The following is a 26,866-nucleotide window of genomic DNA, read 5'->3' as shown; positions in this document are numbered from 1 at the left end:
TGGGAGACGGCTCGGCTGGGGGCGACCTGGGTGCGGCGGCGCGACAGCGGTCGGCAGAAGGGCAACGAGAGAGCGCACGATGAGCGGGTTGGGGCGACACGAGACGGCCCGGCAAAGACGCGAGACCAGGCGATGAGAGCGGCCCGGGAGCCACGAAACGGCCCCGCCGGAGGGCGAAGCAAGAGCGGCCTGGGTGAACGCGAGAGCGGTCGGGGACAAGTGGTTCGGCCCCGCAGTCTCCAAAAGCTCAGTCGAGAAATCCGGTCGGCTGGCCAAAGCGTCGGTCGGGGGCTTCTGATGTTTCACGTGAAACATGCAGCACGGCACTTGAGGAGGACCGGCAGAACGGGGAGCGACCAGCCCGCCCAGGCTCGAGGCGTCGGGTACCTTGCAGGCCACCTGGGACAGATCACCGCCCATCCAGGGGATCAAGTGCCTCTGTACCCGGTGCCCGAACGAGAGGGTCATCCAGGAAAGGGCTTCAGCACCTGCCATCACCGGACCGAGCACCCATCCAGGCGAAAGCAAGTGCCCCTGCACCTGCAAGCACTCGGACCGAGCAGCCGAAGCCCGGACTCGCGTAGAGGCAGGCCACTCCCGTGGTCCGACTTCGGGGACGGCAAGGCGCTGTGACATTGGGAGGCCAGCGAAGAGCTGGTGCGAACGGAGTGGGGCCGTTTCACGTGGGGCGAGAGTTCCACGTGGAACATCAGCGGGAGATCCCATGAACCGCGGGTACTGCGCGAATGCGCGAATCCGCGCCCATCACCACCCTGTGACTCCCGCTCGACTCGACCCCGATCTCCCACGAGATGCGCCTTCAACGCAGAAATCCCAGCACACTCCAGCGCGAACCTCGCACCACGTTACTCGGCTCTCTCCCTGCCACCCTCTCGACGCCCAAATCCACGTGACAGAGGACGACACCACGTGGGAATTCGGCCTCCTCGCTCCTCTCCAGCCACTCCCCGGGCGAAAAGACCGCCCGACTACTGAGAATCAAGAACGAGCTTTCCCTCCGTGCTTCCAGCCTTCTCACGACCTCTTCGTTCCACGTGGAAACACCCCACCGACCCCGGATCACCCACCGATCACGCCCACCCATCGCCGCCAATCCGAGGTCCAGGAATGCGGCTCGCCGCTCGCGTGGCTCGATCAAGATCACCGCCCACGGTCGTACCGCGGCCACCACCAATCCGGGCAGACCACCGCCGCTGCCCACGTCGACCCAGCAACATCCCTCGTCCACGGCGCCCGCCCGCTCGGCACATGCCACGCACTGCAGGCCCTCCTGCACGTGCTCCCACAGAGCTTCCGCGTCGGTCGTGCCCACCAGGTTCATCGCCCGACCGTACTGCTGCCACAGCCCGATCAGGCGCTCGAGCCGTTCCCACGCGGCCTCGTCGACCGCCAGGCCTTCCGAGTCCGCCCACGCCTGCAGCTCTGCCTTCGTCACGCCCCCATCTTGCCACGCCGCGCCATGGTCTATGCTCCCCCGCCATGGACGCCACCCAGCGCGCGCGCCAACGCCTGGCCGAGCTCGACGCCGCGGGCCTGCTGCGCCGCTGTCCCTCCGTCGACCATCGCCGGGGCGTCCGCTACGAGCTCGACGGTCGCCCCGTGGTGGGCCTGTGCAGCAACGACTACTTGGGTCTCGCGGGTGATCCTCGGCTCGCCGTCGATCCTTCGTCCTCGGCGGGCGCTGGAGCCTCGCGCCTGATCTGCGGCGACCTGCCCGAGCATCGCGACCTCGAGCGGCGCCTGGCCGCGCTCGCCCGCACCGAGGATGCCGTGCTGTTTCCCAGCGGCTTCCAGCTCAACGTGGGCGTGCTGCCGACCTTGCTCGAGCCCCACGATCGAGTGGACAGCGATGCGCTCAACCACGCCAGCCTGATCGATGGCATGCGCCTGTCGCCTGCACGCGTCACCATCCTCGAGCACGCTCGATCCCCCGTCACTCACCCCCACCCCGTCCCCCAGCCCCACGCCCGCCCCGCGGATGCTCGCGCGATCCATTGGTGGATCACCGAGTCCATCTTCTCCATGGATGGCGACCGACTCGAGCTCGATGCCGCCCGTCGACACCTCGACCGCGGCGCGGCGATGTACGTCGACGAAGCGCATGCGCTCGGGCTGTTCGACGGCGGCCAGGGCTGGCTCGGTCACCATGGCATCCAGCCGACCGTGCTCGTGGGCACCTTGAGCAAGGCGTTGGGCTGTGCGGGTGCCTTCCTCGGCGCGTCCGGTCCCCTGTGCGCGCTGGTCCGCAACCGCGCGCGCAGCTTCGTGTTCAGCACCGGTACGAGCCCCGCGCTCGCGACCCGCATCGGGCAAGCGCTGGCGATCGTCACCGGCCCCGAGGGCGACGGCCTCCGCGAGCGCCTGTGGTCCAACACGCGAAGGCTCGCCGAGGCCCTCGGGCTCCCCGACGCCGATGATCCACCCTCGCCGATCCTTCCCGTGCTGATCGGCGACAACGCCCGCGCCGTCGGTCTCGCCCACGCGCTGCTGGAGCTCGGCTGGCACGTGCAGGCGATTCGTCCGCCCACCGTTCCGGCCGGCACCGCTCGTCTGCGCATCACCGTGAGCGCCGCCCACGAGCCCGAGCAGCTGCTCGCGTTCGCCGATGCGCTGCTCGAGCTGCTCGCACGCGAAGGCGTGCCGCTTCGCATCGAGCGTGGGGCGGCTCGCTCCTCGGCCTCGCCCGCCTTGCCAACGCTCGCTCGTCGCCCCGCCTGATGTCTCGCTCCACCCCGAGGCCGGCCGAACCCACGCGGATCTTCGTCGTCGGCACCGACACCGCCGTGGGCAAGACGGCCGTGACCTCGGCGCTGCTCTGCACCGCGCGCGCACGCGGCCTGCTCGCGATCCCGTTCAAGCCCGCTCAGAGCGGCCCGGACCGACCGTCGGACATCGAGCGCTTGCTCGCCGCCGCGGGCCTCTCCCCGACCGAGCTGCCGAGCGCATGCCCGCTGCGCTTCGACCCGCCGCTCGCGCCCGGTCTGGCCGAGGATCCCACGCCGTTCCTCTCACCCGCCTCGGCTCGCTCCCGCGCTCCCCACCCCGGCGCCCCGCTGGTCGGCATCGCTCGAGCGCTCGAGCGCTGGGAGCAGCGCCACCGCCCCTCGCTCGTCTTCGTCGAGGGCGCCGGCGGTCTCCACGTGCCAATGCCCGGCGGCACGTGGCAACCCGAGTGGATCGTCGGGCTCGCTCCCTGGACCCTCGTGGTCGGCCGCACCGGCCTCGGCACCATCAACCACTGCCTGGCGACCATCGAGGGGCTGCGCGCGATCGGTCGACCCCCGCTGGGCTTCGTGCTCTCGCAGACCGAGCGCGAGCCCGATCCCTCGGTCGCCCGCAACGCCGACGTGATCGCATGCGCCAGCGACCTGCCATGCCTGGGCACGCTTGCGCACGGCCCCGAGCCCGCGCTCGTCCCCGAGATCCTCGATGCGCTCCTGCAGCGTCTCGGCCGCGCGCACTCGTCGTCAACCGGACCATGACGCACCGGATCGCGGCGCCATCGATCACTTGCCGATGCAGAAGCGCGCGAAGATCGAGGCCAGCACTTCCTCACCCACCGGGCCCATCGCGCTGCGGCCGGTGATCTCTCCCAGCCGCGCTTGCGCCACGCCGAGCCCGAACGCCGCGAGCTCGAGCTGCTCGTCGTCGATGAGATGCTCACAGGCCTCGTCGATGGCCGCGAGCGCCTCGCGAGCTCGATCGCGATGCCGCGACAGCCCGATCCAGGCCTCGTCCGCGCCCGCGGAGAACCACGCGCGCAACGCCTCGTGCACGGCCTCGAGCCCTCGGGGCTCCTCGCCCGGTCGCAGCGCCACGCCGAGCCACTCCTCACGCCGCAGGCCTCGGTCGCGCTTGGTCTCCACCCGAATCACGGTCGCTCCCCTCGCCTGCGCGAGCCCGCCAGCATCGGCCGCCTCGGCATCGGCCGCCTCGACCCACAGCACGACGTCGGCCCCTTCGATCTGCGAGCGCGACAGCTCCACCCCCGCCTGCTCCACCGCCTCGGCACCGTCGCGCAGGCCCGCGGTGTCGACGAGCACACAACCATGGCGGTCGAGCTCGAGCTCGGCCTCCACGTAGTCGCGCGTGGTCCCGGGCTGGTCGGCCACCAGCGCACGCGCACGGCCGAGCAGCGCGTTGAACAACGAGCTCTTGCCCGCGTTGGGCGGCCCGGCCAGCACGACTCGCGCCTTCGCCCTCGCGCGCCGCCCGGCTTCGAACCGCGAGAGCCAGCGCGCCACCGCGGCTCGTCGCTCGCCCGCCTCTTCGCGCCACCGCGACACGTCGCCCGGATCCACGTCCTCGGGGAAGTCGAGGTTGGCCTCGATCTCCGCGCGCAGCTCCACCAGCGCTCGCCGCTGAGCCTCGACCTCGCGCCCCAGCTCGCCTGCGGCCAGCCGCCGCGCCTGATGCAGCGCCTCCTCGGTCTTGGCCCCGATCACCGCGGCCACGCCCTCGGCCTCGTCCAGGGTCATTCGGCCCAGCTCGAACGCCCGTCGCGAGAGCTCGCCCGGACCCGCCGCACGACCCCCCAGTGCAAGCAGCGCGCGCACCACCGCAGCCACGTTGCGCTCGCCCGCATGCACGTGCAGCTCGACCACATCCTCTCCGGTGAACGAGCGAGGTCCGGGCATGAACACGACCAAGCCGTCCTCGACCTCGCCTTCGCCCAGCGCAATGGCGCGACGCACCAGCCGACGCGGCGGCGGCAGTGGGCCGGCCACCGCCTCGAGCATGGCCCGGGCTCGACTGCCGCTCGCGCGCACGATCGCCACGCCACCGTCGGGCCGGCCCGTGGCCACCGCCACCAACGTATCCCGCTCCATTGCCCCGGTGCTCACGCGGCCGACCGTGGATGCTCCAACGCGATCCCGAACCAGCTCAGTGGCGACGACGCGCCACGATCGTCCCGGCGATCTCCACGATGAGCTCGAGGTCGTCGAGATCCACCCGATGCAGCAGCGTGTTGAGACGCGCGCGCAGGTTGGCCTCGGGGCTGGCTTGGTTGAGGCTGGGCATGTCGGGCAGCAACGCGGACACCGACAGCCCCATGCCCTCGGCGATGCGAAGCAGCGTGCGGAGGCCCGGGCTGCTGTAGTGACCGTTCTCGAGTCGAGAGACCATGTCGGTCGCGATGCCGGCGGCCTGGGCGAGCACCTGCTGCGTCATCCCGCGCTCCTCTCGAAGGTTGCGCAGCCGATGACCGAGCTCGCTCATGTACGCCTTCTCGTGGTGGACGCGGCTCGACTGCGCCTCACTGCGCATGGCCAGTCGAAGATCCTCGCCCTCGCCGTCGCGCTCCCCCATGCCCATGCGATCAAGGTGCCACATCCCGGGCCGGCCGGCGACTCCTCCGTGCGTTCGTCACCGACCCGGCAGCCGAACTGGCCGCTGCACCAGTGGGTGGCCTAACTCTCGCTCCCCACGGCCAGGTCGCGAAGCTCGTGTCGCAGCCCGTAGAGCTTGCGCTCGAGCTCCAGCAGCCGATGCTGCGCCAGCGCACGGCGCTGCGCGGCGTCGGAGGCGTCGTCGGGTCCCAGGCGCTCACGGGCCTGCTCGAGCACCGCCACCAGCTGGCGCCCGAGGGCCACGTTGGCCAGCACCAGGTGCTCCTCGACCGCCGCCACGTGCTGCTCGATCACCCTTCGGATGCTCTCGCGCAGAGCCTCGCTCGCCCGCTCGAGCGCCCCGGGCAGCTCGGCCTTGGCCCGTGCCCTGGCCTCGCGCAGCGACTTCTCGCGCAGCACCACCGTGGCCAGCGGCCCCGCCACCGTCATCGTGAGGCCGGCGACCAGGCTGCCGAAGTACATCACCGCCGTGCCCACCAGGCCGATCGCCACCAGGCCCGCCTCGAGCACCACCGACGGCGGATCGATGTAGATCGGCGGCCCGCGAAAGCCCAGCCGCATGGTGGCCTGGAACAGCCGCCGTCGGGCCTGCTCGCCGTGGGTTCGGATCGCCTGTCGCGTGAGCTCGTCGAGCTCGACGCGCAGGTGCTCGGACTCCTCGCGCCCGAACGCCAGGAAGGCATCGTGAAGCGAGCCCGGCAGGTGATTCGAGAGGATCCGCAGGTTCGCGGCGTCGATGCACGCCAGCGTGCTGGCCCGGAGGTCGTCGCGAAAGCGGTCGATCCGCTCTTCGCTCTCCTGCTGGAGCTTGGCCTGGCCGGCCGCGAGCTGCTCGCGCAGCACCACCAGGTCGGACTCGTGGTCGACCACCTCGCGCTCGATGGCCCGGATCTCGCGGCGCAAGGCCAGCTCCTCGAGCGTCAGCGCCCGCGCTGCAATCGCGGCGTTGTGCGCCAGCAACGTGGAGTGCCGCGCCAGGCTGGCCCGGGCGCGTGCGGGCAAGAGGTCGGCATGTCCATCGGCGATCTCGATGATCCGTCGCCGAAGACGACGCACCTCCTCGATGCCGAAGGAATCGTCGTTGGGTCGTCGCAGGGCCCCGCGGGCATCGGTCTGGAAGATCTCGATCGCGGCCTCGCCCGCCTCACCCGCCAGCACCTTCACCTCGCGGCGCAGGTACTCGACCAGGAGCGGCCGATCGCGCTCGTCCACGAGGTCGATGCGGTTGATCGCGAGCAAGAGCCGCGCCCCCGAGCCCGACAGCCCCCCCACCGCCGCCACCGCGTCGCGCAGGAACGCCAGCTCGGTGCGGTTGAGCAGCTGGGTCGCATCGAGCACCAGCACCAGCACATCGGCCCGCGGCAGCTCACCGCGGCTGATCGCCCCGCGCACCCGCTCCATGTCGTTCATGCCCGGCGTGTCGATGAGCTCGAGCGATGGCGGCAGTGCCCCCGCGCCCACCACCAGCTCCACCGCCGCGCCGGCCTCGGCCTTCTCGCGCCCGGTGGCCAGCGCACTGAAGCGCTCGGGGTCCAGCGGCTCGCGCGTGGCCTCGCCCGACGAGCCCTCGCGACACAAGAACGTGCCGGGATCGCGGCCCACCCGCACCGTGGCCACGGCCCCGGTGGTGGGCGTGACTCCGGTGGGCAGCGCGTCGTCGCCGAGGATCGCGTTGATGAGCGTGCTCTTGCCCTGCTTGATCTCCCCCAGCACCACCGCTCGCACGCGGTGGTCGTCGAGCCGACGCCGGGTGTCGGCCTCGATCGTGCGCGCGAGGTCGGGCAACCCCAGCTCGGTGGCGATGTCGGCCAGCGTCTTGGCGTGACCCAGCAGCACGTTGCGAGCGTCGCTCGGCGTGGGCGCCTGGGTAGTCGCGGTGGATGTGGTGGTGCTCATAGCAATCCCAGCCTCCGGGTCAGTCGCTGATCGCAGCGAGCGAGCGACCAGGCAGCCCGCAGCGCTTGCTCGAGCCGAGACGCCCGCTCGGGATCGATGGAGGGAGCGGCCTTGGCCTCCTGGCCATTCTCGGGCTTGGCCTCGGCCTTGGCCTCGGCCTTTGGCTCAGGCTCGGACTTGGCCGCTCGCTTGGCGCCTCTGTCGTCCTCGTCCTTCGCCTTCTCTCCGTCCCTGGCCCCCTCGGCATCCTTGGCCTCCTGGTCGGGATCGGTGCGCTCGTCGTCGCGAGCTCGGCGCTCGTAGCCTTCGATGCGCAAGGCCAGGCGACCGCCGAGGCGGATGGCCCCGTCGACCGCGGCCGCCACCTTGCGGCTGACCGAGTCCAGCTCTTCCTCGCGGCCCGGTGGAGCGATGGCCCAGCCGTAGCCGTCGGCGTCGGAGAGCACGCGCCTTCGCGCCATCAGGGTCGAGCGATCGAAGTCCTCGAGCGCCTGCCGGCGCAGCTCGAGCCGGGGGAGACGAGGCATCCACGCCGCGTACTCGGCGTCGTGCCGCTCGATCGCCCGCAGCGCGACCGAGAGCTCGCGCACCGCCACCAAGCCCGCGCGATCGGCCGAGAACACGGTCACCTTGGCCCACGGGCGCAGGAGCCCGCGAATCATGCCCATGCCCCGCCCGTGGTGCGCCATGAGATGGGCCGAGAAGATCGGTCCGTGCTCGCACTGCAGGTGAGCCAAGCCCGCTGCCAACGCGAAGGTTCGCTCTTCGGATGGCAGCGCCATGATCCGATCGAGGTCGAGCACCAGCCAGTGGATTCCTCCCTTGGTCGTACCCAGCGGAGTGACCATCGGCCACTGCGCGGCTACCTCGGATCGCAGCAAGCGCAGCGTGGGCAAGGGCGCTCGCAACATGTGGATGAGATAGGCGAGCTCCTCGAGCAGCGCCGTCGGCGGCGCCACTCGCAGCGGACGAAGACACTGCCCGTCGAGGTCCTCGACCAAGCGGCTCCAGCGGCGATCGACCGCGCGCATCAGCGGGTCGCCCACCGTGGAGCCCGACAACCACTGTGACCGGCGCAGGTCCACGCCATAGGCGTAGGCCGTCCTCGCCAGGCGCTGCTCGTACGCAGCCAGCTCGCGACGCTGGAGGAATTGGGGGAGATCCGCGGCGATGTGGACCACGACGCGTAGCATAGCCCGCGCCTGGCCTTCGCCTGCCTACCCATCTGGTCAGCCCTCGTCGATTGCGGCGCTGGGTGCACGCGCGGTACCTCTTGGCGGCCGTGAGCACCCCCGCAACCCCCCGAGCCGACCTCCTGGACGTGGAGGTCCCCAAGTCGGTGTGGTCCCGCAGTGGCCGCCCCCTGCAGGGCCGACTGACCCGCGTGATGTTCGGCTCGACCCTCGTCCTCATCGGGCTGGCCATGCCGTGGCCGGTCGTCGCCTATCCCTTGATCCTCGCGGGCGTGCTCGGGTTCGTGCTCATTCCCGTGCTCAGCGACCTGCTGATCGAGCGGCGCACACCGTCGATCCGCGCCGCCACCAAGGGCACGGCCCAGGGCTTGCTCGAAGCGCTCGACCAGTCGGTGGTGGTGACCGCGTTCGCACCCGATGCCTGGGTTACGCTGCAACGCGGGCGGCTGCACCTGGCGCTGGGCGACGGGCGAGCGGCCGCGCAGGCGTTCGCCGACACCGCTCGCATCGTTCGCGATCCCGACCTGCCTGCACTGCGCAGCGCCCAGGCGCGCGCGCTGATGCTGGCGGGCGACCGAGCCGCCGCGCGCGAGCACCTGCAGGCCCTCGAGAAAGCCGACGCGCTGTCGTCTCGTGATCGCCTCGACCTCGGCGTGGTGATGCTGGGTGAGGCCGCGCGGGCCGACCAGGCACGCGAGCACCTGCAGGCGGCCTACGAGGGACTCGGCCAACACCCGCAGGCCGCGGCTGCGCTCGCGGTGGCGCTGGCCCGCGCGGGCGAGGAAGAGCGCGCGCTCGAGCTCTTGCAAGCGGCCGAGACCGAGGCGGGCGACGGCGACGGCGACGAGCTGCTGCAAGATCTGCTCAAGCGCGCTCAGAAGGTGCTGCGACCGGTGAAGAAGAAGCGCCGCAAGAGCTGAGCGCGGCGGTCGGAATCGGCGCTGCGGAAGTCGCCAGGGGTCGCGTTCTTCAGCCCTGATCGTAGGCGACGTAGGCCAGCTCGCCGTCGACCTCGTACACGAGCGTCCAGGCGTTGACGTTGCTGTCGGGCGACAACCATGCGCGCAGGCTATCACCGGGCCCCGGCTGGAGCTCGGCGCGATGCTCCTCGATGAACGCCGCCACCGACTCGGCCGGCAAGCGCTGCGGATGCTCCTCGTCGAGCAGCAACCAGGCGATCTCCTCGCGCACGTCCTGGTCCTCGTGGGCGAGCAGCACACCGGGCTCGAGCATGCCGAGCCGCGTCACGATCACCTCGACCTCCGCACGTGTACACGGCATCGCAACGTGCAGCCGATCGATCACCCCGATGCCTCCGCTATAGAACGACAGGTCGTATCGCAGATCCTTCGCCTCCGGCACCGCGGCCAACCCCAGCAGCTGCCCCACCAGCGCGCGCCCGCGTCGTCGCGCCTCGGGCTCCGCGTCGTCGTGGCGAAACCGACGCTCGCGACCGTCGTAGGGGTGGAGATCATCGGCGCTGCTCATCGACCACACCGCCCGCCAGGCCACTCTACCGCAGCTCTCGAGCGCGTGGTAAGGCAGCTCTACCATTGCGGAGACAAGCTGGGCTGGGATTCCGAGCTGCCCACCAGCCGATGTGAAATTCACGGGGCGTGAGGACATGACACGCTGGGCGCGACTCCAGGAACGGTGGGACGATCCACGAGTCGTCCGGCAGCACAATGACGTTGGCTGTGGAGCAGCATGTGCAGTCATGTTGCTCGCCGACCGAGGCATTGCAGCCGATCTCTTGGTCGTGGCAGCGGGGCTGAGCTTGCCGTGCACACCACGAGAGCTCCTCATCAGAGTCGAGCAGTTCTGCCCGCCCGCGATTTGCTGGAATGGTGGCCACCTCAACCTCGATCCACCGCTCACTCCCCAGCATGTCGAAGCGCTTGCCCCGATCGGATCCTGGACTGCGCTCTTGGCGACGGGGCCATACAACGGCCACTGGGTCGTCATCGACAGCGCTCGTGGCGACGGCGTCGCCGTTCGCGATCCAAGGGGGTCGAGCTATCGTATGATGTGGAACGACTTCTCGGAGCTCATGTCCTTCATGGGCGTGGTCGTCCAGACACGAGGGCCATCATGAAGATCCTACTCCAAGCCATTCGGTCTGCCGACCAACGCACCCCGGAGCAGCTCGAGACCGGTGAGGTCGTCGAGCAAGAGGTCGTCGTGGAGGTGGACGGTACGTTGCGTACCTTTCGGGTGTTCTTGCGGGCCAACGTCTTGCCGAGCTTCGACGCGAGCATGATCTACGGCGACCCTCTGCTAGAAGAGCTACTACGCTTCGAGCCTCGTGCTTTGAGCACGCTCTACCGAATCGTCGGAAGATACCGCACTGGGTCTCCGATCTCGTTGCCGGTCACACTGATCGACCCGGATGAATCCGCAGCTCTCGAGCATGTCGAGGCACCGACGGCATGACGCCGTGGTGCCTCCGTGGTGCTCTTTTCCCCTAGACCGTGCCCGACTCCACGACCACGTTCCAGAACAGGCACTCCTGCGGCACGGACTCGCCGTAGAGCGCGCTCTTGAGCGAGCAATCGCGACCGCGCAGCGCATCCATCGACTCGACCAGCGTGCCGTAGCCGATCGCGTTCTCGGCCGAGATGTTGACCACGGGGTCTTCGGGGAACAGCGCCTTGAGCTCGGATGCGCGCTGCTCGAGCGCCGCGAAGTCGTGCTTGCCGTCGCCCCCCAGCGGGATGTCGACCGTGCGCTCCGACTCGGGCTTCGACCCATAGCGCACCGTGAAGCCGTCTTGACGCACCTGCACGCGGAACCGCAGCCGCTCCTGGGGCTGATCGGTGGGCGATGGATCCTGCAGCTGGCTGAACTTGGGCGGCTCCACCCTCACCGAGGTGAAGGGCGCGATCTCCATCGCCAGCAGCAAGGCGGGGATCAGCAGGAACATGGTGCTGAGCACCGGGATCATGTTGGCCTCGACCTCGCCGTCTTCGTTCTTCTTCTTGGCTCGCTTGAACATTCGGATGCACCTCCGTCGAGAGGCCCCGACAACAGCCTCCGAAGCGAAGTTCCTCGCGTTTGGCGCCACGAAGCCGAAACATTCCGAAGCGTTGGCGTTACCACCCCTCTCGAGAGCGTCCCGGGGCAACCTGGCTGCACCGCCTGCCCGCAACCGGCTGCGGGGCGCCAAAGCTGTGTCTCTCGACCGCCCACCAACAATGCCCCCCTCCGGGGGGCAACCTGGCTGCACCGCCTGCCCGCAACCGGCTGCGGGGGGCCAAATCAAATATCCAGATTGCGAGCGTTGAGCGCGTTGTCGGTGATGAACTTGCGCCGCGGCTCCACGTCGTCGCCCATGAGCACCGGGAAGATGCGCGAGGCCTCCACGCTGTCGCCCACGCGCACCTGCAAGAGCACCCGGCGCGCGGGATCCATCGTGGTCTCCCATAGCTGCTCGGGGTTCATCTCGCCCAGACCCTTGTAGCGCTGGATGTTGAGCCCGGCGCGACCCACCTCGCCCATGTGCTCGACCAGCTCGACCAGGCGGTGGATCTTGGCCAGCTCCTGGCCGCCCTTGCGCAGCTCGAACGGCAGCGGACCGAGCTCGGAGACCTCGTTGCGAATGCGCAGCAGCTCTTCGATCTCCGGCGACTCGAGCAGCTCGACGTCGATGACCTCGCGCTGGGTCAGCCCGTCGACGGTGACCGCCATTCGGATCGACAGCACGGCATCGTCGTCGTCGCCCTCGGCCTCCACGTGCGCCTCGACCTTGCCCTGGGGCACCATCGCCTGCACCGCGGCCACCAGGCCCTCGGCGCGCCGATGCAGGGCCGCACGATCGTCGAACGACCCGAGCACGGCAGGCAGGCCCTCGGCCCGCACCGCATCGAGCAGCCCCATCAGCACCTCTTGGCGATGATCGCGAGCCATCGCGTGCAGCACGTCGCGGAAGCGCAGCCCCTGCCCGGCGACCTTGGCCAGCACCTCGCGGCTCACCTCGTGCCCGCCCACCACCAGCGACAGGTTGTCGATGGCGTTGTCGATCACGTAGCGATCGAGGCCCTGGTCGTTCTTGAGGTACACGTCCTTCTTGCCGGCCCTGACCTTGTAGAGCGGCGGCTGGGCGATGTAGAGGTAGCCGCGCTCGATGATGTCGGGGAAGTGACGGTAGAAGAACGTCAGCAGCAGCGTGCGGATGTGCGAGCCGTCCACGTCGGCATCGGTCATGATCACGATGCGGTGGTAGCGGAGCTTGTTGACGTCGTAGGTGTCGCCCACCCCGGTGCCGAGCGCCGTGATCAGCGTGACGATCTCCTGGCTCGAGAGCATCTTGTCGAGCCGGGCCTTCTCCACGTTGAGGATCTTGCCGCGCAGCGGAAGGATGGCCTGGGTGCCGCGGTCGCGGCCCTGCTTGGCCGAGCCGCCGGCGCTGTCACCCTCCACGATGAACAGCTCGGCGTTCTCGGGGTTGCGCTCCTGGCAATCGGCCAGTTTGCCCGGCAGTGACAGCCCGTCGAGCACGCCCTTGCGGGTGATGGTCTCGCGAGCCTTGCGGGCGGCAGCGCGGGCCCGCGCCGAGAGGATCGCCTTCTCGATCGCCGCCTTGGCGCTCTTGGGGTTCTCCTCGAAGAAGCGCCCGAGCGCGTCGGTGACCACGCCCGAGACCAGCGCCGTGACCTCGCCCGAGACCAGCTTGTCCTTGATCTGCGAGCTGAACTTGGGATCGGGGTGCTGGATGGAGATGACCGCGACCAACCCCTCGCGCACGTCCTCACCGGCGAGCGTGCCCTTGTGCTGCTTGAGCAGGTTGTTCTCCTGCGCGTAGGCGTTGACCACCTTGGTCAAGGCCGTGCGCAGCCCCGTGAGGTGGGTGCCGCCGTCCTTGTTGGCGATGTTGTTGGTGAAGCACAGGACGTTCTCCTGGTAGGAGTCGGTCCACTGCAGGGCCACCTGGACCCCCAGCACGTGCTCGCGGCCCTCGAACTCGAACGGCGCGCTCTCGTTGAAGTACACGAGGTCGCCCACCGTCGTCTTGCCCTGGGCCAACAGTTGCACGAAGCTGGCCACGCCGCCCGCCCCGTCGAACACCTTCTCGCGCCCGTCTCGAAGGTCGCGCAGGGTGATGGTGACGCCAGGATTGAGGTAGGACAGCTCGCGGAAGCGCTGGGCGAGGATCTCGAAGTCGATCTCGAGGTTGCTGTAGATGAGCGGATCGGGGTGGAACGTGATGCGAGTGCCCCGCTTCTGGGTGGCGCCGCCCACCTCCACGTCGCCCATGGCCTCGCCGCGGGCGAAGCGGCAGCGGTGCACCCGACCCCCGCGCCAGATCTCGAGCTTGAGCCAGTCCGAGAGCGCGTTGACCACCGACACGCCCACGCCGTGCAGACCGCCCGATACCTTGTAGCTCTGGTTGTCGAACTTCCCGCCCGCGTGGAGCACCGTCATGATCACGATGGCCGCATCGACCATCTTGCCCTGATGCTCCATGGGGCCGGTGGGGATGCCACGGCCGTCGTCCTCGACGGACACCGAGTTGTCGAGGTGGATGGTCACCTCGATGCGATCGCAGTGACCGGCGAGGGACTCGTCGATCGAGTTGTCGACGACCTCGAACACCATCTTGTGCAACCCCGAGCCGTCGCTCGTGTCGCCGATGTACATGCCCGGACGCTTGCGTACGGCCTCGAGACCCTCGAGCACCGAGATGGAATCGACGCCGTATTCGCCGCTCGCGTTGGGGTCGCGGGGCTCGTCGCTGGCTGGCAGATCGTTGGGGACCATGAAGCGGATCGCAGATGGTGGTCGCGGGCGGATGCGCTGCCACGAGTCACTGCAAGGACCCTCGAGAGCGCGGCGGGACCATAGCACGGCCCCGATCCCGGGACCAGCCGTCGCTCTAGCAATAAACCCAAGGATTTCGGTGTGTTCGGGTCCCCTCCGACAACCGCTTCGGCGCACTGCCCAGGGGCGCCCGGGACCGCTTGGCCAGTGGCCAGGGTGCTCAGGCGATTGCCGGGTCGGGCGTGATCGTACCCTGGTCCACGCGATACCGCCGTGTCTCGACCTGGGCTGGCAGGTCGATGTAGCGCGGCGAGGTGGTGGTGAGGATGCACTGGCCGGCATGCTCGCCGAGGGTGCGGAACAACAGCGCCGTGCGACGGGGATCGAGCTCGCTGGAGACGTCGTCGAGCAGCAGCAGCGGCGGCGTACCGTCGGCACTGCGCTCGCGGGCCGTCTGGACCTCGGCCAGCTTGAACGCCAGCACCAGCGCGCGCGACTGCCCCTGCGAGGCGAAGTCACCGGCGGGCTGGTCATCGAGCAGCACCACCAGGTCGTCGCGGTGGGGACCGACGCTGGTGCCGCCGCGTCGCTCGTCGAGCGCCCGCCTCTCCAGCAGCGCCTGCAGCAGGGTGGGCTCGCGCTCGGCGGCGCTCACCGGCCCCAGCTTGCACTCGTAGCGTAGCGACGCCACCGGCCCTGCCCCGCCGCGGTCGGCCTGCTCGCCGGCCTCGCCGTGGATCGACGCGAACGCCCCGGAGAATCGCGCCTGGAGCTCGTGCAGCAGCTCCAGCCGACGCGTCCACAGCCGGGCCCCCGTCTGGGCGAGGCCGGTCTCATAGGTCCCCAGCAGGCGCTCGCGCTCCGCCGCGGGCAGGCCCTCCTCGCGCAGGATCCGGTTGCGCGAGCGCAGCAGCTTCTCGTACGTCTGCACGTCGGCGATGTGCCCGCGCTCGCGCCCGAACAGCACGCGATCCATGAACTGCCGACGCCCGGTGGGTCCACCCCGCAGCACTCCCAGATCCTCGGGCGTGAACAACACCGCGCGTACGCGTCCGTAGAACTGCGCGCCCGAGCGCACCGTCTTGCCGTCGGCCGTCGCCACTCGCCGCGTGGTGCTCCCGCGCCGCTCGAGCCTCACCTCGAGCGTACTGCTCACCCCGAGCCCAGCATCGAAGCCGCGCACGACCACCCGCGACGCCTCGGTCCCGCTGCGCACGACCACCCCGAGGTCACTGGTTCGAAACGACCGCAGCGTGCTCACCAGGTAGAGCGCCTCGAGCACATTGGTCTTGCCCGCCCCGTTGTGCCCATGCAGCACGGTGAAGCCGGGCCCCAGCGAGAGCTCCGCCTCCGCGAGGTTCCGGTAGTCGTGGACGGAGAGGGCTTGGATGTTCACGAACCCTCGGATCCGGGATCGTAGGGCGGAACAGCGTCGAGGGCGCTGAGGAACTGGGAGGCAAAGTCGTTGAAGGGACTGAAGGCGATGTCGGGGTTCTCGCCAGCGCATAGGTCGGCGCCCACGACCGGAGGACCCACGCCATCCAAGACGGTACCTTTGAGGATGCCAATGAGATCACCCGTAGCCGTGTTGAACAACGGGGCCCCCGAGGATCCATCCTGCAGCCCACCGCAGGTGAGCCCATCCAGCCGAATGTAACCATTGTAGTCGGTCGGGGACTCTCCTCCCGAGATCATCTTGGTATCGCAGCACGGGTGGTGGATGGCGTGGACATACAGCGGAAGCAGCTCTGCCGTGAGGTCCCAACCTGCAAAGTATGGATTACCATGGGCAACGAGATCAGCCGTCGCCACGTCGAGCTGGAGCAGGGCCATGTCGAAGCTCTCATCGAGAGCCAACACGATCGCTCCCTGAACGACATAGGGCTCGACCACGTTCTGCCCATCACAATCCGCGTCGAGCCCGAAGAAGAACTCCGCGTGACTGCCGAAGTGGCTGGCCTCGGCATCGGTGATGAACTCGTTGTGATCGAAGTCGATCAGATGGGTCGCGGTCAGCAGGTACGGCGCTCCATCGATGCCAAAACCATTGTTGATGAGCACCCCGGACCCCGCTGCCGTCCCTTCGATCGACGGAGCGCGGATCTTTGCCACCGCACGCCGCTCGGGCAGATCGTCACGGCAGCTCACCCGTATATTGCACGCTTCTGCCGACCCGGGACCGTAGGGGACCGTGCATGTGGCATGCAGCGACGAAGGCTCGAGGACTCCGGCCAAGCCGCCAAGGACGACCCCCGCGAGCCATCGGCGGCTACCACTCCACGAAGTCGATGTCGTAGATGTAGCCATCGTCATCGAGCTTGGTGGTGACTACGACCCGAGACATCTCGATCATGGGAGTCTCGGTGGGCCGCAACAGGCGGGCACTGACCCTCACTTCCACGTCCCCCTCCGTGAGCACGTTGAGAGCATGACCGAGCTGGAGATCGAGCTGGGTCACCCCGCCACCAATGGGGTCGAAGGTGCGCTGCGGCTGTGCGATGCGGATCGCAAAGGCGTCATCACGGCCCACCATTCGTGCAGTAGCCTCGTACTCGACCTCGACCCGCTCGCGGAGCAGGTTCTTGGCATTGAAGAAGATCGAGCTACGGGCTTGACGCTTGATCACGCGCTCGGGATACCAGTCGATGCGGATCGCATCCCCTGTCACCTCGGGGCATTCGTCTCCCATGACCGCGCCCGACTCGTCGAGTCCCTCCCCCGGATCGCAGATGCTGCTCGGCACCACCGCAGGCGGGTCCACCGTCTCTTGCGGCGGCCCCTCGCTCCCCCCCGTCCCCGAGCCCTCCTGCACGGGGCACGCCACCAGCACGACGATCGCCGCCGATAGCACACCTGCCCTCGTCACCCCGCTGGCCATTCGCCTCATCGTACCTCCGAACTAGCTCAGCGCATCAAGCGCCAGTTCGGGGCAAGCGCCGACCCGGCTGCAGGGAGCTGCACTCGAAGGGCCCGACACTGCTCCCCTTGGGGGCACCTGGTTGGGGCACCTGGTTGCCCGCCAGCTCCAAGCCGGTTGCGGGGGCCATGACTAGATCCGCATCGGCATGACCACCGCGAGGAACTCGGCCTCGTCGCCGGGCTTGATCACGCAGGGGTCGAGCTCGTTCTGGAACTGCAGCCGCACGTCCTCCGAGTCGATCACCTCGAGCGCCGCCATCAGGTAGCGCGCGTTGAAGCCGGCCTCGAGCCCGTCACCCTCGAGGTCGACCGAGATTTCCTGATGCGCCACGCCGAGATCGGGGTTGTCGGCGGTCAGCTCGAGCGTGCCCTCGGACAGCCGCACGCGAACGGTGGCCGTCTTCTCGGGCGCCATCACCTCGGCCCGGCGCAGGGCGCCGAGCAGCTCGTCGCGCGCGACCCTGACCTCGCGCTTGTGGTTGGCCGGAATCACCTGCTTGTAGGGCGGGAAGGTGACGTTGTTGAGCCGCACCGAGAGGGTCAGCTCGCCCGCCCGCAAGAACAGGCACTGGTCGCCGATGCCGAGCTGCACCTCGCCCGGCACGCGATCGAGCACGCGCCGGATCTCTCGCATGCCCTTGAGCGGGATGATGATGCCCTTGTCGAGCCGAAGGCCGTCGAGCGGCCGTGCGTACTTGGTGAGCCGGTGCCCATCGGTGGAGACCATGGTGGCGGTGGTGCCGTCGCTCTCGAGCAGCACGCCGTTCAGATTGACCCGCGCCTCGTCGGTGGAGACCGAGAACTCGGTCTTCTGGATCAGGTCGGTCAGCACGTGCCCGGTGATGGTGGCGAACGACACCGGCTTTTGGCCCTTGGCGCCGCGCTCGGGGTCGGGCAGCGCGGGGAAGTCGTTCTCGGGCATGCCCATGAGCTTGAACTGGCTCTTGCCCGCGACGATCTCGGCCCAGTGGTTGTCGAGCCCACGAAAGCGGAGGTCACCTCCGGGGAGGGTCTTGATGACGCCGTGCAGGTGCTTGACGCCCACCGTCAGGCTGCCTGGCTTGCGAACATCGGCGGGGATCTGCTCGGTCAGCGAGATCATCATGTCGGTGGTCGAGCACACCACGTGCCCATCGGCGCTCGCGCGCAGCAGCACATTGGCCAGCACGGGCATGGTGGCGCGCTTGTCGGCCACGGTCTGCGCCAGCGAAAGCGCGGACAAGAATCGAGCCTGGTCGATCTCGAATTCCATGAGTGAGGGCTCCTTGGGTCAGGGCAAGCGGAGGGAGAGTGACGCGAGCGAGCGAGCAAGCCAAGACCCGACCTGCAGGAGGCTCGAGCCGTGGTGCGAGCGGGGCTGGTGCAGGCGCGGGTAGAGACTTAACCCTTGAATGAATTTAATAGAATTCGTCGTCTGGATCTGGGCTGTGGAGCTGTGGCCAAGGACTGGGCTTCGCACCGTAGTCGCTCGATATCATTGGTGAAGGTTCCTGTCACGGGGTGGGGATGGCCCGGGGGTGGGTGCTGTGGATGGCCGGGGATGGCTCGGCGGGTCGCGGGCTCCACAGAATGCTCCCCGGGTTGATCGCAGCCCTGTCCACTGCCCATCCACAGCGATCGCCGGCCACGCCGCCACCGACCCTCGGTCCGCACGGGAGCCCGAGAGCCGAAGACAGGGGCGGCCCGCGAGGGACCGCCAAGCGAAGCCCTGGAAGGGCCGTTGACGAGGGCCGCGTCGATGTCGGCGGCCTGCAGCGCCGTGAGGCGACGGCCCCGCAGGGCCGCCGGTGCTCGAGAAGCCCCCTACGGACGCGCGATGAGCTGGGCGCGGAGCTGGTGGATCGTGGCACGCAGCTCGGGATCGTCTTCCTGGATCGAGGACATGCGCCGGCAGGCGTTGATGACGGTGCTGTGATCCTTGCCGCCGAAGCGCAGGCCGATCTCGGGAAAGCTGGCGCCGGTGAGCTCGCGGCTGAGGTACATGGCGATCATGCGAGGCCGGGCGATGCCCTTGTGGCGGCGCTGACCCTTGAGGTCGGCGATGCGCACCGAGAAGTACTGGGCGACCGCCTTCTGCACCGCCTCGACCGTGATGGGGGCGTTGCGGCGCTCGGCCTCGGCGGTCTCCCCGAGCACCTCGCGTACGAACGCCTCGGTGATGGGCTTGCCCTTGAGCGAGGCGAACGTGGCCACGCGCACCAGGGCGCCCTCGAGCTCGCGCACGTTGGAGCGCACCAGGGTGGCCAGGTGCACGCACACGTCGTCGGGGATGGCGATGCGATCCTGCTCGGCCTTCTGGCGCAGGATGGCCACGCGGGTCTCGAGGTCGGGTGCCTTGACGTCGGCCACCAGGCCCCAGTTGAGCCGCGAGGTGAGCCGCTCCTCCATGCCCTGCATGTCGCTGGGCGTGCGGTCGGCAGTGACCATGATCTGCTTGCCCGCCTCGTAGAGCGCGTTGAAGACGTGGAAGAACTCGTCCATCGTGCGGTCGCGCCCCGCGATGAACTGGATGTCATCGATGAGCAGGACGTCGCAGTCCTCGCGATAGCGCTGGCGGAACTCGTCGAACTGGTTGTAGCGCACGGCCGAGATGAACTCGTTCATGAAGCGCTCGGCCGACAGGTACACCACGCGCAGCTGGGGGTGGTTTTCGTGGATGGCGTGGCCGACCGCGTGCAGCAGGTGGGTCTTGCCCAACCCCACCCCTCCATAGAGGAGCAGCGGGTTGAAGCGCTGGCCGGGTTCCTCCGCCACGGCGGCGGCGGCCGAGGCCGCGAGCTCGTTGCTGGCGCCGGTGATGAAGGTGTCGAAGCGATAGCGGTCGGCCAAGCCCGCGGGGGCGGGGGCCGGGCTGGGGCTCGCGGGCGGAGGGGCCTGCGCAGGAGCGGCCTGGACGGGAGCGGCCTCGGTCCCCGCGTCGACCACGACCTCGATCTCGATCGTCGGGAGCTCCTCCACTCGGGTGCGCATCTCGTCGAGCACGGCGGCGAGGTAGTGGTTCTCGAACCACTCCTTCATGAACTGGCTCGGGGCTCGCAGGCGCACTCGCGCTTCATCCGCAGCCACCAGCTCGAGCGGGCGCAGCCAAAGGTCGTAGGTCTCGCGCCCCAGTCGAGGCTGCAATCCACGCAGCGCTTCGGTCCAGATGTCCGTCATAGCCCTCGCGTCCACAGGGAAGCCAATCTGTGGAGAAGTGTGGAAATGGTTGGAATCACTTGTGTCTTCCTGTGGACAAAAGGCTTCCATCCACAGGTTGGGGGTCACTTGGACCAACCTGTGGGCCAAAATTTCGAGGAAGGCCCGCGACCCCCGTCCCCGGCCGCGGCGCGACCTGGAGATTGGCTTCGGCTGACGGGCAGCCTAGGGGGATCCACGAGTACTGGCGCGGCCGCAGCGCGAACGACGAAGCGCGGCGACCAAGGGGCAAGGCTTCTAACCGGGTCACAACCGTGTCGCAAGCCCGGCGTTCGCGCAGGATCTCAACCGGTTGAGATCGTTGAATTCTACGATCGGTCAGGCCGGTCGCGAGCGAATTCGAGATCCTCGGCCCATAGGCCGGAACTGTCGATCCATTCGAGATCCCACGACAATTTCGGGTCGAAATCGGTCGCGTTTCGTACTGCCCCCGTGGCGAGCGGCCTTGCGGAGACGCGCACTCGCAAGTCGGCTTGTCGAGCCACTTTGCGAGCGCGACCTCGGATCGAGTCTCGGTTCGATCGACTGCGTGCCAAACCGGCGGCCGGCGCGGCAGCCGGGGGGTGAGATCGACCTCCCCTCGTCTCCCTTCGCCGTTCATGGAACCGCCTTCTGCGGGGCGGCCGGGGTTTGACAGGCTAGGAGGCCGCTGCTATCGATCCGCCCTCGTTTTCGCCCGGGCCGGGGGACTCGCCTTCGTCGATCCCTGTCACTGGCTCGGGTTTTCGGCACCTCGGGCGAAGCGCTCGAACCGGCCGCCCAGGAACGCCCAGGAGCTCACCCGTGAAACGCACCTATCAGCCCCACAACACCCGCCGCAAGCGTACCCATGGCTTTCGTGCGCGCATGGCCACTCGGCACGGCCGCAAGGTGCTGGCCGCTCGACGCAAGCGTGGTCGCAAGCGGCTGACGGTGGGTATCGGGCACAAGTAATGGTCTTGCAGGTGGGCGCCAGGGAGGGCCTTCCCCGGCGCCTTCGGCTCCGCCACCGGCGGGACTTCCTTCGAGTCCAGCGCAGCGGCACCAAGATCCACACGCGATTCTTCCTGGTGTTCGTTGCTCCGGTCAGCCCGCCCTCCGAGGGAACCGATGATTTGCCGCAGACCCGGTTGGGAGTCACCGTTACGCGCAAGGTAGCCAAGGCGGTGAGGCGCAATCGGATCAAACGATTGGTGCGTGAGGCGTTTCGACGCGAGCGTCATGCATTGCCCGCTGGCTTCGACATGGTCTGGGTGGCCAAGCGCGACGCCGATGGAGTCGAGCTCGAGGACCTCCTCCACGACATGCGAGCGATGCCCGGACGGATTCGGGCCGTCGTCACCAAGACCGTCACCAAGACCGCGAGGACGTTGCGATGAGCCTCGTGGTGCGAGTCCTGACGTGGACGTTGCTCGGCATGATCCGCGTCTATCAATGGTTGGTGTCGCCCATGCTCGTGTGGGCGCTGGGGCCGGCGTGCCGCTTCCATCCGAGCTGCTCGTGCTACGCCGGTGATGCCTTGCGCCTGCACGGGCCGCTTTGGGGGAGCTGGTTGGCGCTGCGGCGAGTGCTGCGTTGCCACCCCTTCCATCCCGGTGGTTTCGATCCCGTTCCGCCTTCAGTGGAGGGCTCGGCCGCCACGAGCGCTGCGCCCGAGGAGAGCGCACGACCATGAGCTTCCAGACGCGAATCTTCCTGGCGGTGGCGCTGTGCGCCATGATCTTCATCGTCTTCGAGGGGCTCAATCCGCCGCCGCCGACCGAGGAGGTCGCCGATGGCAAGGCGGCCGTGGAGACCAAGGCCGAGGCCGAGGAAGCGGGCACCGAGGCGGGTCGCACCGGTGGCGGGGCCGAGCGCCAGCCCGAGGCGGAGGAGTCCGAGCCGACTCCCGAGATCCCGGTCGTCGAGCACTCGCTGCACAACGATCTGCTCGCGCTGCAGATCACCAATCGCTCGCCGGGCCGCGGCGGGTTGGTGTCGGCGGTGCAGATGCTGTCGACGCAATTCCAGGGGCACGCCACCGCGACCGACAGCCTGGCCCTCGCGGGCAAGCGCACGCTCGAGGTCGCGATCACCGATGATCAGGGTGATCCCTTGGTCCCGCGAGGTGCCGCCTACGAGGTCACCGAGGTCACCGAGGATCGCATCACGCTGGTCCATCGCACCGCCAAGCTCGAGGTGACGCAGCGTCTCGAGCTGCTCGGTGGCTACGAGGGGCGCCTCGAGGTCGAGGTGAGCAACAAGGGCGGCCAGCCGCTGCCGCACCGCGTCCACGTGCGCACGCGCATCGGGCAGAGCGAGTCGCGCTACGACATTCGGCGGGGCGTGTGCCGCACGCCCGAGGACGTCGAGGACGAGGACCAGAGCGACCTCGAGGATGGCCCGATCAAGCACGGCCCCGGCGTGGTCTGGGGCGGGGTCGACGGCAAGTACTTCACCAGCCTGGTCGTGCCCAAGCAGCCGGTCCAGGACTGCGAGCTCGCGCTGTCGGACGATGGCGCGGGCCTCGAGACCCGACTGGGCACGGTGTCCGAGGAGGTCGCCCCGGGCCGTGCGAGCACGCACGTGTTCGGGCTCTACGTGGGGCCCAAGGAGCTCGAGCGTCTCAAGGCGTTCTCGGCCGTCGACAGCGGCGTGCAGCTCGAGCAGGCCATCGACTGGGGCTTCTTCGGCGGGGTCTCGGAGTGGCTGGGCAAGATGCTGCTGGCGCTGCTGCGCTGGTTCCACGACCTCGTGCAGAACTGGGGCCTGTCGATCGTGCTGCTCACCGTGCTCATCAAGCTGGTGACCCTTCCGCTGACGCTCAAGCAGATGAGCTCGATGAAGCGGATGAAGGAGATCCAGCCCGAGATGAACAAGATCAAGGAGAAGTACGGGGACGACCGCGTCAAGCAGGGCCAGGAGATGCAGGCGCTGTTCGCTCGGTCGGGAGTCAACCCGCTGGCGGGCTGCTTCCCGATGCTGGTCCAGCTCCCGATCTGGTTTGCGCTCTACTCGATGCTCGGGGCTGCGGTCGAGCTGGTCCACGAGCCCTTCTTGTGGCTGCCGGACCTGACCGAGCAGGATCCCTTCTACATCCTGCCCCTTGCGCTGGGAGCGCTGATGATCGTCCAGAACCGGATGATGCCCAGCACCATGGATGCCGCCCAGGCCAAGCTCATGCGCTGGGTCATGCCCATCATGTTCACGGTGTTCATGTTGTTTTTGCCTTCGGGGCTGGGGGTCTATATCTTCGCGAATATCGTGCTGTCCTTGGTCCAGACGGCCATCCAGGTCGGCACCAACAAGAACGCCGAGGCCCCCGCCACCTGAGCCGGCACGGCGCCCAGCGATACGAGACGAGATGCCAGGAGCCACACGCATGACGGACGAGCGCGAGCCCAACGGCGGCGACGGTGCGAAGAAGGCAGCGGGAGCCGACGTGCCCGCCGAGGAGCGCTACGGTCCCGCGGTTCCCGTGGTCCGTACCTTCCTCGAGACGGTGCTGGGCCTCTTGGACGTGGAGGTCGAGGTCGACATCGACATCGAGGACGACGGGCTGCACTGCGATCTCAACACCTCACCCGATGATGGTGGCCTGCTCATCGGTCGGCACGGAGCGACCCTCGATGCGCTGCAGTACCTGACGCTGCGGGTGCTGCAGGCGGAAGGGTTTCCGCGGATGCGGATCACGCTCGACGTGGCGGGCTACCGCACGCGGCGAGAGAAGACCCTGCGGCAGCTGGCGCAGAGCGTGGCGAGCAAGGTGCTCGAGAGCCGCCGGGCGTATCACTTCGAGCCCATGAGCGCGATGGAACGGCGAGTGGTTCACATGGCGATCATGGAGATCGAGGGGCTGACCACCGAGTCCGAGGGCGAGGGCCGCAAGCGCCACGTAGTGGTGTTCCCCGAGCGGCGCAGCAAGAGCGCCCAGGCGTAGACCTAGGCTCGCCCACTGTGGGCAAGCAAGGCGCTTGTTTGCCTACCGCTGGATGCGGGGCCGCGCAGAGTAGAGCGCCGCGAAACGCCTCCCCAAAGCCCCCCTTGGGGGGCAAGCAAGGCGCCTGCTTGCCTACCGCTGGATTTGCGGGGCCGCGCAGAGTAGAGCGCCGCGAAACGCCTCCCCAAAGCCCCCCTTGGGGGGCAAGCAAGGCGCCTGCTTGCCTACCGCTGGATGCGGGGGGGCTAAACTAAAACCTGCCGACCAACGAGAGCCCGCCGCCGTGGCGGGTGGCGGTGGGGACGAAGGCGGTCTTCTTGTCGTCCTCGGGGGACCACTTCTTCCAGCGCTTGTAGCGGACGTTGTAGCCGGCGCCCACGCCCAGGAGCATCACGCCGGTGAGGAGGGTGGCGGCGCCCAGCGGGATGAGGAAGTTGTCCTGGTTCTGTAGGCCGCACTGAAGGGGGCCGTCGTAGTCGCACTTGCGGGTCATGAGGCTGAACGCGATGGTCATGCCCAGGCCGGCGGCGCCCACGACACCGCCGGCGATCATCAGACCCTTGCCAGTGGCGGGCTTGTTGGCGATGCGCGGCTCGGGAGGACGATCGTCGTAGACCGAGGCGGCAGCGGCCTCGGCCTCGGCCTTGGCACGGGCCTCCTCGGCGGCCTTCGCTTCCTCGGCGGCCTTGGCCTCGGCCTGGGACCGGGCGTCGGCGATTGCAGCCTCGACCTCGGTGATCGCGGCCTCGACCTCGGTGATCGCAGCCTCGCGCTCGGCGAGCACCGCCTCGGTTCCCGCGATCATGGCCTCGCTCTCGGCGATCTCGGCCTCGGCGGCGGCCTTGGCCTTCTTGCCCTTGACGGTCTCGAGCGCGACCTTCTGCTCGTCGAGCGCGGCCTTGGAGGCGTCGAGCTCGGCCTTGGTCTCGTCGTAGGCGGTCTTGGCCTGCGCGAGGGCCGTTTGGGCCTCGCTCACGTCGACCTCGGCCTCGGCCAGCGCGGTCTCGGGATCGTCGGCCTCGGCGGCACCCGCGAGCTTGGCCTTGGCCTCGTCGAGCTGGGCCTTGGCTTCGGTCACGCCGGTCTCCATGGCAACGTAGCGGGCCTCCTCGGCCGAGAGCTCGGGTGGCTCGGCCTCCGGCGCCGGCTCGGCGGCGGTGGGCTCGGCCTCGGCGGTGGGGGCCTCGGCGGATCCTTCGTTGGCGTCGGCGGGGGCCGCCATGGCCGCGTGCATGGGAGCAAGCGCCAGCGCGGCGGCGACGAGCGAGGAGACGAAGGACACGGTCGGAGTGCTGGTGCGCATTGGGCCAGGCCTCGGAGCGGAGGGTGAGCAGGGCGGAGTATCGTATGCGCGCGGAGGCTTCACAAGCCCGGCGGGACCGTTGGTTGGGGCGCGATGGGATGGATGGCAGGTGGATGGGGTCCGAGGGACGGTTCGGCGCTCGGGGACCGGGGAGTGGCGGGGCGGACCCCGAGCGGGCTGCTAGACTGGCCCCGAAATCGAGGTCTTGCCGATGCCCATGCTCGCCGACATCGACGATCCGCCGCGGTCCCGGAGCCGAGAGCTCGTGGTGGGGATCCTGGTCGCGCTGCCCCTCGCCGCACTGCTGCTGGGGCTGGTGCTGCCCGCTCTGGTCGACGCCCTGCTCGGTGGGGCCAAGGACTTCGACGATCGCCTGCGCCAAGAGGACGCGTACATGCAAGCGGTCTGTACGCAGGCGATGAGCCTGCCGCGCGACGAGGCGCTGTGCGAGTGCACCCTGGCGGTCGAGTTCCCCGCGCTGGACTGCCAGGCCCCGTTCCTGGCCTGGTCGGTCGCCCGGCAATCGGAACACTGTGCCGTGCCCGAGAACGAGAAGGCCTCGCTCAGCTTCTGCACGTGCGTGCAGACGGTGGCCGAGCGCATGGGCCAAGCCGAGGACGAAGACGCCAGCTTCAAGGCCGCACAGGCCTATCGCAACTGTCAGGAGCTGCCCGACGCGGTCTACCTGCCGGCCATCGAGGCGCTGTAGCGCATCCTCCATACCCGCTGGCCGCGGGCGAGGGTGGTGTCCTCGCGCCGTGAACGGGCCGGAAACGGGTTGCCCCGCCAAAACCGCCACGGGCCGAGCTGGTTGCGCAAGCCCAGGGCGGGGCCCTGATCCTCGATCTCGGCCATCGCCGCCAGCGCCAGCTCGAACACGTCGCTGGCGAAGTGCAGCTCGCCGCCGGGGACGAGCCGCGTGCACGCCACCTCGAGCATCCAGGGATCGACCACCCGGCGCTTGCGGTGCTTGGCCTTGAACCAGGGATCGGGGAACAGCAGGTGGAAGGCCTGCACCGAGTGCGGCGGCAGCACCCGGTCGAGGTCCACGTTGAGGTTCACGTAGGCGAACGCGAGGTTGGCCAGGCCCTCCGCCCGGGCACGCGCTGCGTTCGCGGCCACCAGTTTTTCGCGGATCTCCAGGCCCACCACCATCGTGGTGGGGTGGGCCCGAGCCAGCTGGAACGAGAACTGGCCGTCCGCGCAGCCCAGCTCCACCTCCACGCGCGGCCGTGGGCCCAGCTCGGGCGCGATGCGCACGGGGCGGGCCCGGGGCACCACGTAGCGGGAGGCCAGCGGGTTGACGTGCTGTCGGACTCGGCGAGGCACGAGG

Annotated in this window: 26 protein-coding genes; 10 read left to right on the top strand and 16 right to left on the bottom strand. The window is 68.9% G+C overall.

Going from position 1 to position 26,866, the window contains the following annotated elements; genetic code table 11:
- Positions 1 to 820 precede the first annotated feature (820 nt).
- The gene (locus OEB96_RS25725) at positions 821 to 1,456 is read right to left on the bottom strand and encodes an RsmG family class I SAM-dependent methyltransferase (RefSeq protein WP_266219380.1); all 636 of its coding nucleotides are present in this window, start codon (positions 1,454 to 1,456) and stop codon (positions 821 to 823) included.
- Positions 1,457 to 1,500: 44 nt separating this feature from the next.
- Here OEB96_RS25725 and OEB96_RS25720 point away from each other — a divergent pair, with 44 nt between their 5' ends.
- Entirely contained in the window at positions 1,501 to 2,739 is a 1,239-nt protein-coding gene (locus OEB96_RS25720) for an aminotransferase class I/II-fold pyridoxal phosphate-dependent enzyme (RefSeq protein WP_266219379.1), read from the top strand.
- Positions 2,739 to 3,503: an ATP-dependent dethiobiotin synthetase BioD gene (gene bioD / locus OEB96_RS25715; protein ID WP_266219378.1), complete on the top strand. Its 765-nt coding sequence runs from the start codon at positions 2,739 to 2,741 to the stop codon at positions 3,501 to 3,503. Before OEB96_RS25720 ends, bioD begins: the two co-directional genes overlap by 1 nt.
- 24 nt (positions 3,504 to 3,527) lie before the next feature.
- Here bioD and OEB96_RS25710 read toward each other — a convergent pair whose 3' ends face one another.
- The 4 genes from OEB96_RS25710 to OEB96_RS25695 all read right to left on the bottom strand — a co-directional run bounded on the left by OEB96_RS25710 (position 3,528) and on the right by OEB96_RS25695 (position 8,449).
- Positions 3,528 to 4,865 carry a tRNA modification GTPase gene (locus OEB96_RS25710; RefSeq protein WP_266219377.1) on the bottom strand — a complete coding sequence of 446 codons (1,338 nt, stop codon included), beginning with the start codon at positions 4,863 to 4,865 and terminating at the stop codon, positions 3,528 to 3,530.
- Positions 4,866 to 4,905: 40 nt separating this feature from the next.
- Positions 4,906 to 5,337, bottom strand: a complete 432-nt coding sequence (locus OEB96_RS25705; protein ID WP_266219376.1) for a helix-turn-helix domain-containing protein — start codon at positions 5,335 to 5,337, stop codon at positions 4,906 to 4,908.
- Between the two features lie 95 nt (positions 5,338 to 5,432).
- Positions 5,433 to 7,268: a dynamin family protein gene (locus OEB96_RS25700; RefSeq protein WP_266219375.1), complete on the bottom strand. Its 1,836-nt coding sequence runs from the start codon at positions 7,266 to 7,268 to the stop codon at positions 5,433 to 5,435.
- The gene (locus tag OEB96_RS25695) at positions 7,265 to 8,449 is read right to left on the bottom strand and encodes a M48 family metalloprotease (protein ID WP_266219374.1); all 1,185 of its coding nucleotides are present in this window, start codon (positions 8,447 to 8,449) and stop codon (positions 7,265 to 7,267) included. The genes OEB96_RS25700 and OEB96_RS25695 overlap by 4 nt, the downstream gene beginning before the upstream one ends.
- A 101-nt stretch (positions 8,450 to 8,550) precedes the next feature.
- On the opposite strand from OEB96_RS25695, the gene OEB96_RS25690 reads away from it, so the two are divergent.
- Positions 8,551 to 9,381, top strand: coding sequence for a tetratricopeptide repeat protein (locus OEB96_RS25690; protein ID WP_266219373.1), 831 nt, complete (start codon positions 8,551 to 8,553; stop codon positions 9,379 to 9,381).
- 49 nt (positions 9,382 to 9,430) lie between these two features.
- On the opposite strand, the gene OEB96_RS25685 is transcribed toward OEB96_RS25690, so the two are convergent.
- Positions 9,431 to 10,015 carry a hypothetical protein gene (locus OEB96_RS25685; RefSeq protein WP_266219372.1) on the bottom strand — a complete coding sequence of 195 codons (585 nt, stop codon included), beginning with the start codon at positions 10,013 to 10,015 and terminating at the stop codon, positions 9,431 to 9,433.
- A gap of 537 nt (positions 10,016 to 10,552) precedes the next feature.
- Here OEB96_RS25685 and OEB96_RS25680 point away from each other — a divergent pair.
- Positions 10,553 to 10,894, top strand: coding sequence for a hypothetical protein (locus tag OEB96_RS25680; RefSeq protein WP_266219371.1), 342 nt, complete (start codon positions 10,553 to 10,555; stop codon positions 10,892 to 10,894).
- Between the two features lie 31 nt (positions 10,895 to 10,925).
- On the opposite strand, the gene OEB96_RS25675 is transcribed toward OEB96_RS25680, so the two are convergent.
- From OEB96_RS25675 to dnaA, 7 genes are all read right to left on the bottom strand, one after another.
- Entirely contained in the window at positions 10,926 to 11,456 is a 531-nt protein-coding gene (locus tag OEB96_RS25675) for a biopolymer transporter ExbD (RefSeq protein ID WP_266219370.1), read from the bottom strand.
- 263 nt (positions 11,457 to 11,719) lie between these two features.
- Positions 11,720 to 14,218, bottom strand: coding sequence for a DNA topoisomerase (ATP-hydrolyzing) subunit B (gene gyrB / locus OEB96_RS25670; RefSeq protein WP_266219369.1), 2,499 nt, complete (start codon positions 14,216 to 14,218; stop codon positions 11,720 to 11,722).
- A 220-nt stretch (positions 14,219 to 14,438) separates the two neighbouring features.
- Positions 14,439 to 15,614, bottom strand: a complete 1,176-nt coding sequence (gene recF / locus OEB96_RS25665) for a DNA replication/repair protein RecF (protein WP_266219368.1) — start codon at positions 15,612 to 15,614, stop codon at positions 14,439 to 14,441.
- Entirely contained in the window at positions 15,611 to 16,366 is a 756-nt protein-coding gene (locus OEB96_RS25660) for a trypsin-like serine peptidase (protein WP_266219367.1), read from the bottom strand. The genes recF and OEB96_RS25660 overlap by 4 nt, the downstream gene beginning before the upstream one ends.
- A 121-nt stretch (positions 16,367 to 16,487) precedes the next feature.
- A complete protein-coding gene (locus tag OEB96_RS25655; protein WP_266219366.1) occupies positions 16,488 to 17,096 on the bottom strand; it encodes a hypothetical protein in 609 nt (202 codons plus the stop codon).
- Positions 17,097 to 17,267: 171 nt separating this feature from the next.
- On the bottom strand, positions 17,268 to 18,389 hold the full coding sequence (dnaN, locus tag OEB96_RS25650) for a DNA polymerase III subunit beta (RefSeq protein WP_266219365.1): 1,122 nt from the start codon (positions 18,387 to 18,389) through the stop codon (positions 17,268 to 17,270).
- A gap of 551 nt (positions 18,390 to 18,940) precedes the next feature.
- Positions 18,941 to 20,293, bottom strand: coding sequence for a chromosomal replication initiator protein DnaA (gene dnaA, locus OEB96_RS25645; RefSeq protein ID WP_266219364.1), 1,353 nt, complete (start codon positions 20,291 to 20,293; stop codon positions 18,941 to 18,943).
- An 822-nt stretch (positions 20,294 to 21,115) separates the two neighbouring features.
- Between dnaA and rpmH the strand changes: the two genes are divergently transcribed.
- Genes rpmH through OEB96_RS25620 form a run of 5 tightly spaced genes read left to right on the top strand, consistent with a single transcriptional unit; the run spans position 21,116 to position 24,230 of the window.
- Complete coding sequence (gene rpmH / locus OEB96_RS25640; RefSeq protein ID WP_266219363.1) at positions 21,116 to 21,265, top strand: 50S ribosomal protein L34; 150 nt, start codon at positions 21,116 to 21,118, stop codon at positions 21,263 to 21,265.
- Positions 21,265 to 21,690, top strand: a complete 426-nt coding sequence (rnpA, locus tag OEB96_RS25635) for a ribonuclease P protein component (RefSeq protein WP_266219362.1) — start codon at positions 21,265 to 21,267, stop codon at positions 21,688 to 21,690. Before rpmH ends, rnpA begins: the two co-directional genes overlap by 1 nt.
- Positions 21,687 to 21,986: a membrane protein insertion efficiency factor YidD gene (gene yidD / locus OEB96_RS25630; RefSeq protein ID WP_266219361.1), complete on the top strand. Its 300-nt coding sequence runs from the start codon at positions 21,687 to 21,689 to the stop codon at positions 21,984 to 21,986. Before rnpA ends, yidD begins: the two co-directional genes overlap by 4 nt.
- On the top strand, positions 21,983 to 23,623 hold the full coding sequence (gene yidC / locus OEB96_RS25625) for a membrane protein insertase YidC (protein ID WP_266219360.1): 1,641 nt from the start codon (positions 21,983 to 21,985) through the stop codon (positions 23,621 to 23,623). The genes yidD and yidC overlap by 4 nt, the downstream gene beginning before the upstream one ends.
- 49 nt (positions 23,624 to 23,672) lie before the next feature.
- The gene (locus tag OEB96_RS25620) at positions 23,673 to 24,230 is read left to right on the top strand and encodes a Jag family protein (protein ID WP_266219359.1); all 558 of its coding nucleotides are present in this window, start codon (positions 23,673 to 23,675) and stop codon (positions 24,228 to 24,230) included.
- 250 nt (positions 24,231 to 24,480) lie between these two features.
- Here OEB96_RS25620 and OEB96_RS25615 read toward each other — a convergent pair whose 3' ends face one another.
- Together OEB96_RS25615 and OEB96_RS46715 are read right to left on the bottom strand one after the other, a co-directional pair.
- On the bottom strand, positions 24,481 to 25,512 hold the full coding sequence (locus OEB96_RS25615; RefSeq protein ID WP_266219358.1) for an HlyD family secretion protein: 1,032 nt from the start codon (positions 25,510 to 25,512) through the stop codon (positions 24,481 to 24,483).
- Between the two features lie 80 nt (positions 25,513 to 25,592).
- Positions 25,593 to 25,835, bottom strand: a complete 243-nt coding sequence (locus OEB96_RS46715; protein ID WP_407674677.1) for a hypothetical protein — start codon at positions 25,833 to 25,835, stop codon at positions 25,593 to 25,595.
- Here OEB96_RS46715 and OEB96_RS25610 point away from each other — a divergent pair.
- Positions 25,751 to 26,242 (top strand): hypothetical protein, encoded by a 492-nt coding sequence (locus tag OEB96_RS25610; protein WP_266219357.1) that lies wholly within the window; start codon positions 25,751 to 25,753, stop codon positions 26,240 to 26,242. The genes OEB96_RS46715 and OEB96_RS25610 overlap by 85 nt on opposite strands.
- On the opposite strand, the gene trmB is transcribed toward OEB96_RS25610, so the two are convergent.
- Positions 26,215 to 26,862, bottom strand: coding sequence for a tRNA (guanine(46)-N(7))-methyltransferase TrmB (gene trmB, locus OEB96_RS25605; protein WP_266219356.1), 648 nt, complete (start codon positions 26,860 to 26,862; stop codon positions 26,215 to 26,217). The genes OEB96_RS25610 and trmB overlap by 28 nt on opposite strands.
- Positions 26,863 to 26,866 lie beyond the last annotated feature (4 nt).

The organism is Paraliomyxa miuraensis (assembly GCF_026337845.1).
Classification (GTDB): Bacteria; Myxococcota_A; Polyangia; order Nannocystales; family Nannocystaceae; genus Paraliomyxa; species Paraliomyxa miuraensis.
This window is presented reverse-complemented; position numbering and strand designations above follow the sequence as displayed.